We start from the raw sequence: 17,503 nt of genomic DNA, 5'->3' as shown, positions 1-17,503 counted from the left end.
ATTAAACATCAAAAAACAAAAATATTTAAAAATAAGATTTAAACGTATCTTAATTTTTTATTTATCAATTGTTAAATAAAGTTTAACCATAAGAAATGTAGCCTAGTTTAAGGCTGGAATTACAGCAGGGAAATATTCCTTTAATCAGAGGTAATATGATTTTTTCGACCACCATCTTGAATCGTGTCGTTGCTACTTCAATGGTGACAACTTCTGTTGCACTTAGTCCATTTTTTGGTGCGATCGCACAAGCTGAAACGCTCAACGGTGCGGGAGCAACTTTTCCGGCTCCGCTTTACGAACGGTATGCTCGTGAAGTTAAGAAGAAATATCCAGATTTAAAAATTAACTACCAAGGAATTGGTAGTGGCGGCGGTATTCGTCAAGTCATTACTGGAACTGTTGACTTTGGTGGTAGTGATGCTGCAATGAAAGATGATGAAATCGGTAAAGTCAAGAACGGTGTAATCTTGGTACCTACAGCAGGCGGTGCCGTTTCTGTGGTTTATAATCTTCCAGGCGTTAACAATTTGAAATTGTCCCGCAGTGTACTACCAGGAATTTTCTCAGGTCGAATTACCAATTGGAATGACGAGAAAATTAAAGCTGATAATCCGGGTGTCAATCTACCAAATCAAGCAATTAAATTTGCTGTTCGCGCTGATGGTAGCGGTACAACTTTCATTTTCACTAACCACTTGAGTGCGATCAATGGTTATTTTAAAGGCAGAGTTGGAGCTAATACTGCTCCCAAATGGAATCTACCAAACGTCCTCAAAGGTAAAGGTAATCCTGGCGTAGCTGCCATAGTATCTCGTACTCCTGGTTCTATAGGTTATGTTGAATATGCCTATGCTCTCAAAAATAATCTGAAATCAGCACTGGTACAAAACAAAAAAGGAGAATTTGTTGCTCCTTCTTTACAATCTGCAAATGCGGCTTTATCAACTGTCACTTTTCCAGATAACTACCGCGTTTTTGTAGGAGATCCAGGACAAGGTTATCCGATTGTAGGTCTTACCTGGATTATGGTTTACAAACAGTATGCTAATAATTCTAAAGCTGATGCTATTAAAAAATGGATTAATTGGGTATTAAAAGACGGTCAGCAATATAACGATGACCTTAACTACACCAAAATTCCATCTGATGTGGCAAATCGGGTGCTTCAGACAGTAAATAGCACTGTCAAGCCTTAATTTGCAATCTTACTATAGCGGTTCTCAATTGCATGGAATATAGACCTAACCCCCAGCCTCTCTCCTTTTAGGAGAGAAGAATGGAAGTTAAGGTCAGAGTGTATTACATACAAACGAGAAGCGCTATACTTTCCTCTCCTAATCGGATGAGTTAATAACTGACTCTACTAGCAATAAAAAAATCTATTTTATTGATTTGTAATGGCAAATTCATCGGAACCAGCCGACAGAAATTCATCAGATGATTCAAATCAAGGCAATGAAGATTTCAATCTGATAGCTATTGACGGCACAAATTTCTGGTTTGACCAAGGTTTTACACGGCTAATATACTTTTTTGCAGTGATTACCGTTGCAGTGCTATTTTTGATGAGTTGGGTAATTTTACACGAAGCTTTACCAGCCATTAAGCAGTTTGGACTAGGGTTTTTGTGGGGCCAAGATTGGGATACAGGTAATCAGCTTTTTGGTGCATTACCCTATATTTATGGAACTTTGGTAAGTAGTGCGATCGCTATTTTATTCGCTGTCCCAGTGGGAATAGCAGTAGCCTTAGTCACGAGTGAAAATTTCTTACCTTTATCCCTGCGAACTACCTTAGCATTTGTTGTTGAATTAATTGCAGCAATTCCCAGTGTCATTATTGGTTTGTGGGCGATTTTTGTCTTTATTCCAGTTCTAGAACCTCTACAAAAGTGGTTAGCTAGCACTTTTAAATGGATACCAATTTTTAATACAGAAGACCCTTCTGGGACAAATATGTTAACCGCTGGAATTATTCTAGCGATCATGATTTTGCCCACAATGGCAGCAATTACTCGTGATGTCTTAATGGCTATCCCTAAAGAATTACGTAGCGCATCTATGGCTTTGGGTAGCACTCGTTGGGAAACAATTTTTCGAGTATTGCTACCATCTGGATTTTCTGGAATGGTGAGTGCAGCAATGCTAGCTTTAGGACGTGCCCTGGGTGAAACAATGGCTGTCACTATGGTGATTGGTAACTCTGCTCAAATCAGCGCTTCTTTACTCGATCCAGCTTACACAATTCCCTCTGTATTAGCTAATGAATTTGCCGAAGCTGAACCGGGATTGCATATAGGTGCTTTAAGCTATTTGGCATTGATTTTGTTTGGGTTGACTCTAGCTGTAAATATTGGCGCTGTACTATTAGTGAAGTGGGTTGTTAGAAAAAATAAATAATCCTATTAAAGTTTAAGGTTGCTAGAAATATAAATAGAAGAAATAGCAGCATTATTTTTTAATTATATTTTTCTTATATTTGCGTATTTTATAACTAAGATAGGATTTTTTATCTAAATGTACCAAGACGTTTATTAATCAAAGTTTTAACAAATATGAGTGGCTACATCAAGTCAAAAAATGATGAATCTCTGGCGGCAGAATTATGCAGTCCTCTGCCAACAGAACGAGTAATATTTACTTATGCAATGAATGCGATCGCCTTTGGTTTGACAGGTCTAGCACTTGTTCCTTTATTATCAATTTTGTGGGAAATTCTCGTTCGAGGGATATCTGGACTTAAATCGGAAATGTTTATCAAAGCAGTGATTGACAATGGCTTTGGCAATGCCATTCTGGGAACCATAATCATGGTGGTAATTGGTGCGTTTTTTAGTATTCCCACAGGAATAATGACAGGAATTTTCTTGGCGGAATTTGGTCAAACCAATCCAATCACTGGACTTGTTCGTTTTATCAGCAGTATTCTGACAGGCGTGCCTTCAATTGTTGTAGGCGTATTTGCTTACGGTGTGATAGTTTTGGTAACTAAAGGATTTAGTGCGATCGCAGGTGGTTTTGCTTTAGCTGTGATTATGCTACCTGTGATTATATTGACAACAGAAGAATCTTTAAAACTTATTCCCACATCTCAACGCCTTGCCTCTGCTGCTTTAGGAGGAACTCGCTTTCAAACTACTTTTCGCATTGTTGTCACTGCTGCAATTCCCGGAATTACTACAGGCATTTTATTAGCTGTAGCTCGTGCTGCTGGGGAAACAGCACCCTTAATTTTTACTGCTTTATTTAGTCTAGATTGGTCAGAAGGATTGTTAAGTCCAACAGCTTCCTTACCAGTATTGATTTTTAACCTCTACAACGACCCCGATCCGCAAAAAAGCCAATTAGTATGGACTACTTCTATAGTTCTACTCAGCTTAATTTTATGTGTCAGTATTCTCTCTCGCTTAGTTATTAGTCAGAGAAAAATAAAGTAAAAATATTTTTTTGTTTCGCATATTGGGCAAGTATGAATAATCTAATTCCAGCTATAAAAGTTAAAAATATCAGCTTTTACTATGGCACAATAAAGGCGATCGAAGGGGTGTCAATAGATATTTATCAGAATCAAGTAACCGCAATTATTGGCCCTAGTGGTTGTGGTAAATCTACCTTCATCAAAATTCTTAATCGCATTAGCGAATTAGAAGGGCCCGTGAAAGTTGAAGGAGATGTAGAATTTTTTGGCCAAAATATTTATGCTCCTCGTGTCAACATCAATCGGTTACGCCGCCAAATTGGTATGGTGTTCCAAAAACCGAATCCTTTTCCGATCAGCATTTACGAAAATGTTGCCTACGGTATAAGGATAGCAGGCAGGTATTCAAAATTAGAATTAGATGAGATTGTGGAATCTGCACTTCACAGCGCCGCTCTTTGGGATGAAGTGAAAGATAAGCTGGATAAATCAGCTTTAGGGCTTTCTGGCGGTCAACAACAAAGATTATGTATTGCCCGTGCTTTAGCAGTCAAGCCGAAAGTTCTGCTAATGGATGAGCCTTGCTCGGCTCTTGACCCCATCGCTACCATGAAAGTTGAGGAACTGCTCCATAGCTTACAGTCTGAGTTGACAATTGCGATCGTTACCCACAATATGCAGCAAGCCGCTCGCGTTTCTGATTTTACGGCTTTCTTTAGCACCGATGAAAGTCGGATTGGTCAAATGGTTGAATTTGGCGCTACAGAGCAAATCTTTAACAACCCACTAGACCCCCGCACCCGCGACTACATTTCAGGGCGTTTTGGTTAAGCTATGTTCTAACGTGACTTAATGGTTTTGTCGAACCATCTGGTGTCAGACAATATTTATAAAGTGTACTTTACAAAACATTACTAATTCATTTTCATAGATCAACTAGCTGCTCACTACCCATGAGGGGTATATGATATTAATATTTTTATTTCTACATAGCTATTTTAATTAAAATCAGCCCAAATCCTTTTTAATTGGAAAGGATGGCATAGTAGGTTAAGCTGCCAAAGGTAGGTATAAAAAGTCTATAAAAGATAAATTTTAGGACACTATCTTAATATAAGTAACTATTAACAGTTTATCTGCTGCATAACTACTGGATAGCTACGTAATTTCCATGAAGATATCCTTTTGGGAGTAACATAGTGAAACAGCGGCGGTGATTTGTACTGTTTTACTTAATCAAGTTTTATTTCACACGTTTTGGGAATATGAGTAAACTAATTCCAGCCATCAGAGTCAAAAACTTCAGCTTCTATTACGACACTCAAAAGATAGTTGAAGGCGTGTCAATGGATATTTACCAAAACCAAGTCACGGCAATTATTGGTTCTAGTGGTTGTGGCAAGTCTACTTTTCTTAAATCGTTAAATCGCATGAGTGAATTAGAAGCAGAAGTGAGGGTTGAAGGAAGAGTAGAATTTTTTGGACAGAGTATTTATGAGCGTCGTGTCAATATCAATCGCTTACGTCGCCAAGTTAGTATGGTTTTTCCCAAACCAAATCTTTTTCCCATGAGCGTTTACGATAATGTTGCCTATGGGGTGAAATTAATTGGATGGCATCCAAAAGTAGAATTAGATGGGATTGTTGAATCTGCCATCAAAGCTGCTGAACTTTGGGATGAAGTGAAAAATAAGTTGCACAAATCTGCTTTAGAGCTTTCTGGCGGTCAACAACAAAGATTATGTATTGCCCGTGCTTTAGCAGTCAAACCGAATGTTCTGTTGATGGATGAGCCTTGTTCAGGACTTGATCCTATGGGTAGCATGAAAATTGAGAATTTGATCCATAACTTGCGCTCTGAGTTGACAATTGTGATTGTTACTCACAACATGCAACAAGTTACTCGCCTATCTGATTTTACGGCTTTCTTTTATAGTAATGAAAATCGTATTACTCAAATGGTTGAATTTGGTACTACAAATAAAATCTTTACTAACCCCGTAGATTCTCGCACCCGTGACTATGTTTTTGCCCGCGTCAGTTGAAGTGTTTCTAAAATTCTAGCTATTCAAAGGCTTATTAGATAGTCTTGCAGAAATTAGAGATTAAATGTAATTTCTGCTTGCTTTGAGCTTTCCTTGTGTTCAGCAATACAAACTGGTATTGACAGTATTTTTTTATACTATATACTTAAAGAAAAGTATCTGCTCTAGACCACCTGAATCACAAGATGAAATGTCCTCTGTGCGAATCTACTTCATATTATAAAAATGGTCATCACAATGACCAGCAGAATTACCTCTGCAAAAATTGTGGTAAACAATTCCTTGAGCCTGCATTACCTCGTTCCCTGGAAAGTGACTTGCTTGCTAACAGCAATGGCCATACTAAAGTGTCTATGACTGATGCGGTGGAACTTTCTTTAGTAAAAAACCTGCCAGAAGAAGAAATCACAGAGAAAGTCCTTGGCTCTTTTAATTTTATATTATCTGAAGAACTGCTGCAAACTATATTATCGCCTGATTGGCTAGAATCTGCTGTGTTCAGCCAATTGCTCCTGAAAATTCAGCAAAAAAAAGAAATTAAACATAAGTTAGAAAGAGGAATCTCTCTTCTACTTTTAGATGCAGAGAACTTAAAATTAGATATTAATTCAGAATTATTTTTAGCCAGTGTTTGTGAGTATCCTCTCCAAGTTAAAATAGCATTTGCTAACTGGAAAAACCCCAGTATTGGCAAGCAAGATATTGAACTATATAACCGTGGCTATCAACTTGTCCATGTGCCTGAAGGTAAAAATAGTGCTGATGCAAAAATGATCGCATTTGGTGCTTGTATCTTACGCTCTTATCCAACAGTTAAAGAAATATTAGTCTGTTCTAGCGATGGAATTTTGCTCCACCTCTGTAACGAACTCCAAAACCAGGGATTAATTGTCTATTGGGTACGTAGACAAGGGCAGAGTTTGAATATAGAAAATCGGAATACTGGCAAATTAACTCATTATTCCTTAGCAGTGGCAACAGAAGTTACATCCTTTGAAAAAGTAAAAGTGGTTGATACAATTCAAGATTTAATTAAAAGTGAACATGAATCGAGCAATGCCCGATTAAACAGGTTAGTTTATGTTGCAACCTTATTTCAAGAAAAATGTGATATTAATATTCAAGATAATTCAAATAAACCAGAAAATGAGAAAGCAATTCCTATCTTAGATAACTCTTTTACAGAATGTATTCAAGAAGCAAAAAAAGAAGATTTTGCAAAAGTCCCTAATGGAAAAGAATTAGATAAATTACTATTAAAAATTATTCAAGATATACAAACAGCGTCTCCTAAAACTAAATTATCTGTGTCCAAATTAGGTACAGAGATACGGAAAATCACCGGAGAATCACCCAATTCAATTATTCAAGAATTAAACTTAGGTTCTAGTTTTCTTAAATATCTAAAATCGTCTCCCACATTTACATTAAAGGCAAATGGCAAGGAATACGAGGTAACAGCACTACTCTGCGAATAAATACTTTCTGGATGTCTACGTACAACCTGAGCCTGTAATTCAGTATTATGTAAAAAGATGTAAAGAAATGTAAATAATACGATGCAGGATAAAGTCGTTGTTGTTGTCGGTGCTACTGGTGGTATTGGTTCAGCTTTAACACAAAAACTTGCGCCTACCGGAGTCCGTTTGGTACTGGCTGCTAGAGATGCGGTTCGTTTAACAACACTGGCAAATGATTTGCCAGGGCAAGTTTTGAGCGTTCCCACCGATATTACTGACCCCCAACAGGTAGATACTTTGATCAAAAAGACCATCGCTGAGTTTGGTCAAATCGATATTTTAGTGAATGCAGCTGGTGCTGGTATACTCAAGCCCTACAACAGCCTGGAACCCGCTGATTTAGACAAAATGCTAGATGTCAACTTAAAAGGCAGCTTTTACACTACTCAGGCGGCTGCTGAAGAGATGCAAAAGCGCAAGTCTGGTCACATCTGTAACGTGGTAGGAATTTTGGGCAAGCATTCGATGGGGATGGCGGCGGCTTATTCTGCTTCTAAGTTTGGTGTTGTCGGTTTCAGCAAATGCATGGCAGAGGAACTCAAGCGTTTTGGTATCAAGTTCACGCTATTCTACTTTGGTGGGGTAGATTCTCCTTTCTGGGATAACGTCAACCTAAAAGTAGACCGAAAAAAAATGCTCAGTCCTGAAACTGCTGCCAATGCGATTTTCTTTGCCCTTTCTGCCGAACCGCAAGCTGTGCCAATGGAAATTAATATTCAACCTGATAGTCATTTGTTCTTTTAAAGTGGGAGTACGCCTACATAATTCTTGCCTGGGAAAGACCTGAAAATTTAGCAAAAAAGGCAAAATTTACAGAGATATAAGCTGTTATGCTGGATTTTCAGTATCTATGAAAATTGATCACGTTCATTTCTATGTAGAAGACGCCAAAGTGTGGCGGGATTGGTTTGTACACCATCTTGGTTTTCAACCAGTAGCCGATCGCATCAGTTCATTTCACACTTGTACAGAAGTGGTAAAAAGTGGTGCTGTCTGCTTTTTTCTGTCTTCACCACTCTTACCTACAAGTCCAGTAGCTGAGTTTCTGCGTCAATATCCACCTGGTGTGGCAGATATCGCTTTTGCTGTCGAAGATGTAGAAAGCGCGATCGCACTCGCTCAAAAACACGGTGCTACAATCCTACAACCCATCCAGGAACGCCAGGTAGGTACGGCATTCCTCAAGTGTGGCAAAATTGCCGCCTGGGGTGGACTGACTCATACGTTGATAGAAAGGCACTATGGAGAAATGGGGGAAAGCCTTAACTTCTCCTCTTCTTCAATTACCGCCATAGACCACATAGTGTTAAACGTGGCTGTTGGTGAATTGGAAAATGCTGTTACTTGGTACGAAAATATCTTAGATTTTCAACCCCAACAGGCCTTTAAAATTAAAACAGATCGCTCTGCTTTACATAGCCAAGTTATGGTTTCACGTAACGCAAGCGTCCAACTACCCATTAATGAACCAGCTTCCAGCAATTCTCAAATTCAGGAGTTTCTCGATGTCAACCAGGGACCAGGAATTCAACATATTGCCCTGCGGACAACTAACCTTGTGAGTGCGATCGCTAAATTTCGTGCCAGTGGCTTATCTTTACTCTCAGTTCCTCAAAGTTACTACTCGCAACTAAAACAACGTCCAGGACTGACCCTATCACCCTTAGAACTGGAAGCGATCGCCCAACAAGAAATTCTTGTTGACTGGCAAGAATATACTCCTGTAGGAGCACGACAAACTGCGCCCCTACTACTGCAAATTTTCACCCAGCCCATTTTTAAACAGCCGACATTTTTCTTTGAATTTATTGAACGCCGTTTCCAAGCTCAAGGTTTTGGCGAAGGTAACTTTCGTGCCTTATTTGAAGCTATTGAAAGCGAACAAATCAAACGCGGTACTCTGCAATAAAATGCTTATACTAAATTTATCTCTCAAAAAATAGCCATATATCTGAGATAATTTTAATAAAAATTAACATTTTCCGCCGATGCTAAGACTTATTACTGACTTCGACGGCCCAATTATTGATGTTTCCGAACGGTATTACAGGGTTTATCAATTCTGCTTGGAGAAAACCCGTCGCCCAGACCAAGTAGTGCAAGAACTTCCGAAAGCGGAATTTTGGCAGTTAAAGCGATCGCGCGTTCCTGAAAAACAAATCGCCTTAAATTCAGGGTTAGACGAAGCCCAAGCTCAAGAATTCGCTCAGTTGCGACGAAAAACTGTGCATACAGAACCTTATTTCAACTATGATACTCTCGCACCAGGTGCTGTGGATGCACTGTTAAAGATTCAACAAGCTGGAATTGATTTGGCAGTTATGACCATGCGCCGAGTTCAAGAACTAGATTATGCGTTTAAAAAACACGATTTAGGGAGATTTTTCCCAGAAAATCGTTGTTATTGCCTAAGTAACGACTACGTTAAAACTCGCGATATTGAAGATAAGCCCTTGTTGATGGCTAGGGCTTTAGAAGAACTGCCCCCCGCCGCTGATACCTGGATGGTGGGAGATACAGAAGCCGACATCACCGCTGCTAAAAATTATGGTGTTAAGGTGATGGCTGTGGAATCTGGCATCCGCGATCGCACCCAATTGGAACTTTACCACCCCGACTTAATTGTTAAGGATTTTAGCGCTGCTGTAGATTTAGTTCTAAAATCAAAACGCCTTGCCTAGAACGACTCTTTAAGCTGCAACAGCTTGAATGATATCATGTCCAAATAATTAGTTATGATTCCCACCAAAGTCATTGAACCCCACACACCAGTTGCTTCTCCTCTTAATTACCTGGGGAGACGAAGCGTAGCTTTAGCGAGGTGGAGTTGTTGGGGTTTAAATAAGTAATCAAGCGGAGATGATATCAATAAGTATATATTTATTGTCTTTTAATTGATATACTCCTATGTCTCTAGTAGGGGCACACTGATGCGTACCCTTACCCCGTGTTACATCCAAATAAATAACACACATCAATCGAGTCTTCTTTTTAGCAGTTTCCTTACGGCTATCGATTTAGCGCAGAAAGCTACTAGCTAACCACAACAATATAAACGTCAGTACAGTAGAGAACTGATTTGATGACAGGTTAAGGAATGATATTTGTGGTAAGAGCCAGATAGCAACTAGTCCCCCAACAATTAAGCCAATTATTAAACTGACCAGGGTGAACAAAACTGCTCGGCCAAATTTGCCTTCCTTGCGATTGAGAAAGTAAATACTGGTGCCTACCCCAACCACCAATGCTAACTGCAAAACCTGATCGCCTCCCTCTGGATAAAACAGGCTAATAGAACTCAAACCAACAAACCAAGCTCCTGGTAAGAGTATATCCGCAGGCGTTGGCTGATCCAGCATCCGTTGCAGCCATGCAGGTGACTGCTCACGAGGGGTTGGACTTTCTTTAGGAGGCGATTGCACTCGCAACTCTGGAAAGCGGATACGCTCAGGGACTTTGATTTTACCTTCCTGGCGCATCCGTAAGCGATCCATTAAAATCGCATCGTAAGCCGCTTCGATTACTTCTAAATGCTTGGCATCGCCATTGTGTTGCTCGAATAGGCGATTACGAGCATCCTGAATCTCATCGAAGCTAGCCTCTTCTGATACCCCAAGTTTTTCGTAGGGATTTTGATCGCTCATGGGAGTTTGTTACTTCAGCCTCAATCAGCGGCAGTCTTTTGTCGAAGGAAAAACAGCTTTAGGTTTTATTTTGATCGAAACTAAAGCCTCAATCTATTTTATGACCTACCAGGATAGTAGCACGGGTTAGTTTGATCGACTTTGTAATTTCAACTATAGTCACTTTAACATATCGCTATAACTCCGTGTATACCCTCATGTCGTTGCCTAGTTCTGGCTCTAATCTAGAATTGGAACGGAGAGTACCTAAAATGCATAGTTTTTATGAAAAAATTAACTTTACTGTTTCAAATTTGGCAACTTACTGTGCCCTAATAGAGTTTTTTTAATTATACTGAATAATCGCTTGTGGTATCTATCCACATATCGATTTAAAATTGAAACGTTTTGAGTTACCACCTAACTGAGATCGAGAAGGTGTCTTGGTGTCAAGAACTGTTGCGGCTAAAATCAGAGCGCTCATATACTGTGGCTAACACAAGTTTCGCGTTCTCATCGCCCACAATCCTGATTAGAGTATTTATTTTTGAACGATCAGGATTCTTATACCGTAGCCATGTAGATTCTTAGTTAGTGCCAAAGTGGCAACTGCGTTTTTACGCAACTCTCTTGTTAATCTTACGAATTTTTGTGCAAAGTAATGGTCATGGCTCCTGCCAAGATTCTTGTAGTTGACGACGACCCTGCGGTTCGGAATTTAATCCAACGCTTTTTAATTAAGCAGAACTATCAGGTAGAGGCTGCCGAAGATGGAAAGACAGCCTTAACTCTATTTGAGCAATTTAACCCTGATTTGGTGATTCTAGATGTGAATCTACCAGATGTAACAGGGTTTAACCTCTGCCAAGAGATGCAAAGTCGTAATGGTGTTTTTGTTCTGATGTTGACTAGCCGTGCTGACGAAGCTGACAAAATTCGCGGCTTTTCTAAAGGTGCTGACGACTATCTCACCAAGCCTTTTGGGCTGGGAGAGCTAGAAGTCAGAGTCGGAGCTATTTTGAGGCGTCAGCGAGTGATAACTACGGCCGAGCAGAAACGCTTGGTATTTGAAAAACTGATGATTGATCCAGTGCGACGGGAGGTAGCACTTAATAACCAACCAGTACCCTTAACTGCTCTGGAATTTGACTTGTTGCATTTTTTAGCTAGTCATCCAGGTCGAGTTTGGCGACGGGCAGAACTAATCCAAGAGGTGTGGGACTATGAATATGTCGGCGACCAGCGGGTTGTAGATGTTCATATCGGCCAAATTCGCAAGAAGATTGAAATTGATGCTAGCCAGCCAGCATTAATTCAAACTGTACGTGGTGTAGGGTATAAGTTTGAATCTCCTGCTCATCCCCAGCATTTGGAAGCCAAGTCCTGAGTTTATAGTCTAGAGTTTTTTAACTCTTGACTGTTGACTCTTGGGGGAGGGATTATATCGTGTCCGGTTAAAGACTTATCATTAAGACCGCAAGGGGGCACTTAGCTGGGGGAGAAAGAGTTTTCAGTTTTTTGCACAGATGCAGGAATCATAACTAATCAGCCGGACATGATATTAGTGAATTTCTTTGGCTTCAGTAAAAGACAAATTTAGACAATCAAAATAGGTAGATATTCCTCAAATACATACCAGGCAGTTATTTGAGATATTTATTTATCGGTTTAAGACAGTGGACAGGGGGGAGAGTCCACTGGAAAATATTTCTTTGCATGACCGTTTTCATAAATATATACAGTACTTAAGTTGGAGTTCGTAGAGGTGTATAGCTAGCTATGCACCTCTACAAATGTGTTTGTATCCAAAAGAAAACTGCTAGATAACAAGTATTAACGGTCAGCTAATATACTCAAGTCTTACCTCAATTCTAAATCTTGCGCTATTACCAACTAGTTTTGGTAACAGGAGAAACTATTGGAACCTTTTTAAGAACAGTAGATTCTGATCTTTTTTGTTGTAATATTGCTGATCGCTTGATGGGACACGGTACGCCGTGCCCATATTAAGGCATGAACCAGAATAATGCCTTTCATACCAGTACCTATGGGGTGTCTAGTAAATTAGCTGTTGCTGGTGAGTCAGTACAGGGTATTTCTACTGAGGAGTGGTGGAACAAAGTTTCCAGATAGACTCGGGCAGCACGGCGATCGCTATCTCCATTTTGGAGTAAAAACAATGATAGCGCCGCCGTCAATACTCTGTTTTCATCCCAATCAGGATGGGTTTCTAAGTAGTTTTTTAAGGATTCGTGGAGTGTTTCGGGAATTTCTGTAAAGATGCTAACCGTTGCTTTCATGAGATTTTCCTCCTATGAGGATAATCAAGAGGGACAAGTTGCTTGCGGTGATTCGCCAGGGCTACCTCACACGCTCTTTCGCCAGTCCGACAATCTGCACTTACATCTAGCGGTAATATATCTTACACATTTGATGCCAACAGTTGAACGGACTACAAAAGCAAGCCGCATCATTGTGCGCCAAGAGGGGGTAGGTTTGTCAATGCTGCGAAATGTTAAAAACGATTGTATAAAAAATAAATGCGAACGATAGAATCAGGCTTAAAGCCAATTTTCCGTTACTTTACTTTACAAAAACTCAGTCCTTGAAGTTCCTTTCCACTGTTAGTTAACAATCCCCAGTAAGACTGTAAGAAGCCCATTAGCTCGTAAAGCACCTGTGGAAAACTGCTAAAATCCCTGTGGAAACCCTGTGGAATTAGTGAGGAAAATAGTAGCCAATGATAAGAATTACAAAAATGTCACCAAACCATGACATTTAAGCTCATGAAATTAGCTTCTCAATCTCAGTTATCATCCTGGTTGCCCTCGATACATCCCCAGGTCTGGATTTTCGCAATTGGTAGATTTCTCTCGGAAGTTGGTACCGGCTGTACCCTGTTTTACGCCCCCATCTTTTTTGTCAATCAACTTGGTTTATCTGCAACCAGTGTTGGGGTAGCCTTGGGTAGCGCCTCGATTTCCGGCATCGTGGGGCGGATTACAGGTGGTTCTTTAGCTGATTCTGGATATTGGGGACGCCGCCGCACCTTGTTGCTAGCGACGGCGATTTCAGCAATCGCTTCTCTAGTTTTAGCTGCAACCAATAATTTCACTACTTTGGTAATCGGTAGCTTGATTAGCGGTTTAGGGATAGGTTTCTATTGGCCGGCGGCTGAAGCTGTTGTTGCTGACGCCAGCCAGATTGACAATCGCCGGGAAACTTTTGCGATCGCCCGACTAGCTGATAATCTTGGGTTAGCAATCGGAATTGTGCTAGCAGGGTTTTTGATTGCGATAATTGGGAGTTATCGATGGCTATTTATCATTGATGCCATCTCCTTTATGGTATTTTTTGGGGTTGTCTATGTGGGAATTAGTGAAACTGAACAACAGCAGATAGAGAAATCTGAAAAGATAGAACATTTTGCTTCTTGGATGGCAGTATTAAGCGATCGCCGTTTCCTGGTCTACATAGCAGTTAATATATTCTTCACAATCTATATTTCTCAAATCCATAGCACTCTGCCGCTTTACTTCAAAAACTTTGTCCTTGTCGAAAGTACTGCCAAGGGATTTGCTGAAACTACGATTAGCGGACTATTTGCTTGGCATCTGGTATTCGCAATCATCTGTCAGTTACCTGTTACTAGCATCTTAAAACGCTGTTCTCACACACTCGCACTCACTGTTTCTGCCATTCTCTGGGCAATTGGTTTTGTCCTCATTTGGGTAAGCGGTACTGCCCCATCTCATCATCTGGTTTGGGTAACATTGGCATTGGGAGTATTTGCTGTGGCGATTGTCTCTTATAACCCATCTGCTGCCTCTTTAGTCACAGAGTTAGCCCCAGAAAATCAACGCGGCGTTTATTTTTCCATCAACGCTTTGTGCTGGGCTATTGGCTCTTTTATTGGTCATCCCTTGGGTGGATGGGCATTAGATCAACCGCAAATCATTACCGATAGTTTCTGGCTAGGCTTTATCTTGAGTGTAGCGATCGCTGTGGCAATTTTACAGTACCTCAATCGAGTTTTAGCTGAGTAAAAGCCTCATTCTACCCACAGATAAGATGACTTGTTATTGCCTCTATTGACGACGTTCTTGGAGCTTACGATACACCGATTTTAAATCAACTTGATGATGAGCTAGGGCAACCAAAGTATGATATAGCAAATCAGCCACTTCACCTGCGATCGCATCTGCTTCATCATCCTTAAAAGCCATTACCACCTCAGCGGTTTCCTCACCAATCTTTTTCAAAATTTTGTTATCACCACCAGCAAACAATTTACAGGTATAAGAACTCTCAGTAGGATTATCGCGGCGATCGCATATTACTTCAAATAATTGTGACAATGTATCCCCCGGTGGTGGGGCAATTTTCCCTTCTATTTGGTGAAAGCAACTGCGCTCTCCAGTATGACAGGCAATGTCTCCTAATTGCTCTACCCCTACGAGTAGCGCATCACTATCACAGTCGTAACGGATACTCTGCACTTTTTGAATATGTCCAGAAGTTGCTCCCTTGTGCCACAATTCTTGCCGGGAACGGCTCCAAAACCAAGTTTCTTCAGTTTCCAAAGTCTTTTGTAACGACTCCTGATTCATCCACGCCATCATCAGGACAGTACCATCCAGATAGTCTTGGACAATTGCAGGCACCAGACCCCGTTCATCGTAGCGAATTTCCTCAACAGGGATGGTGTAATGCAGTGAGCGCGAATCGTTAGAAGACATACCAGCTAGTTTGCTCTAATGAGAATAATTTATGGATTCACGATACCATTCTGAATAGAGCAGCTGGCATGTTTTTTTTAATTGGACTATCTTATCTAGGTCTAAACAAGAGCATTTCGTTCCATAGCAGACTGCATCTTTACAGCACTCAACGCGACTTTGTGAGCTTTTGAGGCTTCACCATACCAATGAATTGCCGAGTTAAAAGCTGCTCGGTAAAGATCCTGGTATGCTTCAGATAATCGAGTTTGAATATCTAGAGGCAAGTCTTGATTCGACTTGTATAACATATTGTTATTTTTATGGTTCAGCTAATTCTATAGGATAGAAATTCTAAGCAGTGTTTGACCCTATCCTAAGATAGAGCTTTTTATTGCCCACTGTTAGGAGAGAACCTTGGTAAATACCACAATTAAAACAACAAAATCACAAGAAGTCTTCGCCGCTGCTCAAAACCTCATGCCAGGAGGAGTCAGTTCTCCAGTTCGTGCCTTTAAATCTGTAGGCGGACAACCTATAGTTTTTGATCGTGTTAAAGGCGCATATATTTGGGATGTAGATGGCAATCAATACATAGACTATGTAGGGACTTGGGGCCCAGCTATTTGCGGTCATGCTCATCCAGAAGTAATTGCAGCGTTGCATGAAGCTTTAGAAAAAGGTACCAGTTTTGGTGCTCCCTCAGTTTTAGAAAATGTTTTGGCAGAAATGGTCATCGATGCCGTTCCTAGCATCGAAATGGTCAGATTTGTCAACTCTGGAACTGAAGCCTGTATGGGAGTTTTGCGGCTGATGCGGGCTTTCACCAACCGAGACAAAATCATCAAGTTTGAAGGCTGCTACCACGGACACGCCGATACCTTTCTAGTCAAGGCCGGTTCTGGAGTTGCCACACTTGGTTTGCCAGACTCACCAGGAGTACCTAAATCGGCAACTAGCACCACTCTAACCGCGCCTTTCAATGACCTAGAATCTGTCAAAGCCTTGTTTGAAGAAAACCGCGACGAGATTGCTGGCGTCATTCTTGAGCCTGTCGTCGGCAATGCTGGATTTATTGCACCTGATGCTGGCTTCCTAGAAGGATTACGGGAATTGACTCACGAGTATGGAGCATTATTGGTATTTGACGAAGTGATGACAGGCTTCCGCATTGCTTACGGTGGCGCTCAGGAAAAATTTGGCATCACTCCCGATTTAACAACCTTGGGCAAGGTGATTGGTGGTGGTTTGCCAGTAGGAGCTTATGGCGGTCGCCGAGATATTATGTCAATGGTTGCGCCCGCCGGCCCTGTATATCAAGCTGGGACTCTTTCTGGTAATCCCTTGGCGATGACTGCTGGGATTAAGACTTTAGAATTGCTGCAAAAGCCAGGTACTTATGAGTATCTTGACCGGATTACTAAAAAGCTAGCAGATGGTTTGCTGCAAATCGCCAAAGAAACTGGTCATCCGGTTTGCGGTGGTCAAATCAGCGCGATGTTCGGCTTATTCTTTACCTCTGGCCCAGTTCATAACTACGAAGATGCGAAAAAGTCTGATACAGCCAAATTCGGACGCTTTCATCGAGGGATGTTAGAGCGCGGTGTTTACTTAGCACCCTCTCAATTTGAAGCTGGGTTTACGTCTTTTGCTCACACTGAAGAAGACATTGAGCAGACTTTAGCAGTTGCACGGGATGTAATGTCGAGCCTATAACCTGTTTGTTAAGGGATTTCCAAATAAAAAGTATCCTGTTAACTCTTGTGGGGTGGTCATCTTGCCCCACAAAATGGATGATTTATAGGAAGTCCCTTTTTTAAGTGAGTAAGACAGAAACAAGCTTGCGGAATTTTCGGACTCACTATAAAGCCTTATTTGCAGAGTTTTCAGCAGCTAATGGTGTTCAATCGCCTTACGTGGTTGGGGATCGAAGAGATTTTTTAACAGGTTTGCTCTCTACCGTCATTACTCAAGGAAGGTCACATCTTTGTCATAATTTCGCAATGGCTTCGTCAATAGGATATGCAATATTTAGCCTACATTAAGATTTATAGTTAATAAGGCAGGATTAATAAATTATCGGGGGTTAAGTCCCTCGCAACTAAGAAGTGGCAAGTTTTGTAGCTCTTGTCTTTATCTCCGTTACAAAATTTAATTACGAATTATTTTACTTGCCT

16 protein-coding genes and 1 pseudogene are annotated in these 17,503 nt (G+C 40.7%); 13 read left to right on the top strand and 4 right to left on the bottom strand.

Annotated features, from left to right (window positions below):
- Positions 1–155 precede the first annotated feature (155 nt).
- From pstS to RM347_RS12095, 9 genes are all read left to right on the top strand, one after another.
- Positions 156–1,199 carry a phosphate ABC transporter substrate-binding protein PstS gene (gene pstS, locus RM347_RS12135; RefSeq protein WP_322716515.1) on the top strand — a complete coding sequence of 348 codons (1,044 nt, stop codon included), beginning with the start codon at positions 156–158 and terminating at the stop codon, positions 1,197–1,199.
- Positions 1,200–1,400: 201 nt separating this feature from the next.
- Complete coding sequence (gene pstC / locus RM347_RS12130) at positions 1,401–2,402, top strand: phosphate ABC transporter permease subunit PstC (RefSeq protein WP_322716514.1); 1,002 nt, start codon at positions 1,401–1,403, stop codon at positions 2,400–2,402.
- 155 nt (positions 2,403–2,557) lie between these two features.
- Positions 2,558–3,439: a phosphate ABC transporter permease PstA gene (gene pstA / locus RM347_RS12125; protein ID WP_322716513.1), complete on the top strand. Its 882-nt coding sequence runs from the start codon at positions 2,558–2,560 to the stop codon at positions 3,437–3,439.
- A gap of 32 nt (positions 3,440–3,471) precedes the next feature.
- Positions 3,472–4,251 (top strand): phosphate ABC transporter ATP-binding protein PstB, encoded by a 780-nt coding sequence (pstB, locus tag RM347_RS12120; protein ID WP_322716512.1) that lies wholly within the window; start codon positions 3,472–3,474, stop codon positions 4,249–4,251.
- Between the two features lie 434 nt (positions 4,252–4,685).
- Positions 4,686–5,465: a phosphate ABC transporter ATP-binding protein PstB gene (gene pstB / locus RM347_RS12115; RefSeq protein ID WP_322716511.1), complete on the top strand. Its 780-nt coding sequence runs from the start codon at positions 4,686–4,688 to the stop codon at positions 5,463–5,465.
- A gap of 185 nt (positions 5,466–5,650) precedes the next feature.
- Positions 5,651–6,943 (top strand): IS1/IS1595 family N-terminal zinc-binding domain-containing protein, encoded by a 1,293-nt coding sequence (locus RM347_RS12110; RefSeq protein ID WP_322716510.1) that lies wholly within the window; start codon positions 5,651–5,653, stop codon positions 6,941–6,943.
- Between the two features lie 81 nt (positions 6,944–7,024).
- Positions 7,025–7,729 (top strand): SDR family oxidoreductase, encoded by a 705-nt coding sequence (locus RM347_RS12105; RefSeq protein ID WP_322716509.1) that lies wholly within the window; start codon positions 7,025–7,027, stop codon positions 7,727–7,729.
- Between the two features lie 106 nt (positions 7,730–7,835).
- Complete coding sequence (gene hppD / locus RM347_RS12100) at positions 7,836–8,894, top strand: 4-hydroxyphenylpyruvate dioxygenase (protein WP_322716508.1); 1,059 nt, start codon at positions 7,836–7,838, stop codon at positions 8,892–8,894.
- Between the two features lie 79 nt (positions 8,895–8,973).
- Positions 8,974–9,666: an HAD family hydrolase gene (locus RM347_RS12095; RefSeq protein ID WP_322716507.1), complete on the top strand. Its 693-nt coding sequence runs from the start codon at positions 8,974–8,976 to the stop codon at positions 9,664–9,666.
- A 336-nt stretch (positions 9,667–10,002) separates the two neighbouring features.
- On the opposite strand, the gene RM347_RS12090 is transcribed toward RM347_RS12095, so the two are convergent.
- Positions 10,003–10,629 (bottom strand): CPP1-like family protein, encoded by a 627-nt coding sequence (locus RM347_RS12090; RefSeq protein ID WP_322716506.1) that lies wholly within the window; start codon positions 10,627–10,629, stop codon positions 10,003–10,005.
- A 646-nt stretch (positions 10,630–11,275) separates the two neighbouring features.
- On the opposite strand from RM347_RS12090, the gene RM347_RS12085 reads away from it, so the two are divergent.
- Complete coding sequence (locus tag RM347_RS12085) at positions 11,276–11,995, top strand: response regulator transcription factor (RefSeq protein WP_322716505.1); 720 nt, start codon at positions 11,276–11,278, stop codon at positions 11,993–11,995.
- A gap of 721 nt (positions 11,996–12,716) precedes the next feature.
- On the opposite strand, the pseudogene RM347_RS12080 reads toward RM347_RS12085, so the two are convergent.
- A pseudogene (locus RM347_RS12080) lies at positions 12,717–12,908 on the bottom strand (DUF2811 domain-containing protein); the annotation flags it as partial.
- Here RM347_RS12080 and RM347_RS12075 point away from each other — a divergent pair.
- Together RM347_RS12075 and RM347_RS12070 are read left to right on the top strand one after the other, a co-directional pair.
- Positions 12,907–13,161, top strand: coding sequence for a hypothetical protein (locus RM347_RS12075; RefSeq protein WP_322716504.1), 255 nt, complete (start codon positions 12,907–12,909; stop codon positions 13,159–13,161). The pseudogene RM347_RS12080 and the gene RM347_RS12075 sit on opposite strands and share 2 nt — an antisense overlap.
- A 233-nt stretch (positions 13,162–13,394) precedes the next feature.
- Positions 13,395–14,654, top strand: a complete 1,260-nt coding sequence (locus tag RM347_RS12070; protein WP_322716503.1) for an MFS transporter — start codon at positions 13,395–13,397, stop codon at positions 14,652–14,654.
- Positions 14,655–14,696: 42 nt separating this feature from the next.
- Here the strand turns inward: RM347_RS12070 and hisIE are convergent, their stop codons facing one another.
- Both hisIE and RM347_RS12060 read right to left on the bottom strand, forming a co-directional pair.
- Complete coding sequence (gene hisIE / locus RM347_RS12065) at positions 14,697–15,347, bottom strand: bifunctional phosphoribosyl-AMP cyclohydrolase/phosphoribosyl-ATP diphosphatase HisIE (RefSeq protein ID WP_322716502.1); 651 nt, start codon at positions 15,345–15,347, stop codon at positions 14,697–14,699.
- Positions 15,348–15,448: 101 nt separating this feature from the next.
- Positions 15,449–15,637, bottom strand: coding sequence for a ChaB family protein (locus RM347_RS12060; protein ID WP_322716501.1), 189 nt, complete (start codon positions 15,635–15,637; stop codon positions 15,449–15,451).
- Positions 15,638–15,743: 106 nt separating this feature from the next.
- Here RM347_RS12060 and hemL point away from each other — a divergent pair, with 106 nt between their 5' ends.
- The gene (hemL, locus tag RM347_RS12055) at positions 15,744–17,042 is read left to right on the top strand and encodes a glutamate-1-semialdehyde 2,1-aminomutase (protein WP_322716500.1); all 1,299 of its coding nucleotides are present in this window, start codon (positions 15,744–15,746) and stop codon (positions 17,040–17,042) included.
- Positions 17,043–17,503: the final 461 nt, after the last annotated feature.

Source organism: Nostoc sp. ChiQUE02 (genome assembly GCF_034531305.2).
Classification (GTDB): Bacteria; Cyanobacteriota; Cyanobacteriia; order Cyanobacteriales; family Nostocaceae; genus Nostoc.
The sequence above is the reverse complement of the archived record's forward strand: the minus strand, read 5'-3'. Positions and strand labels throughout refer to the sequence as shown.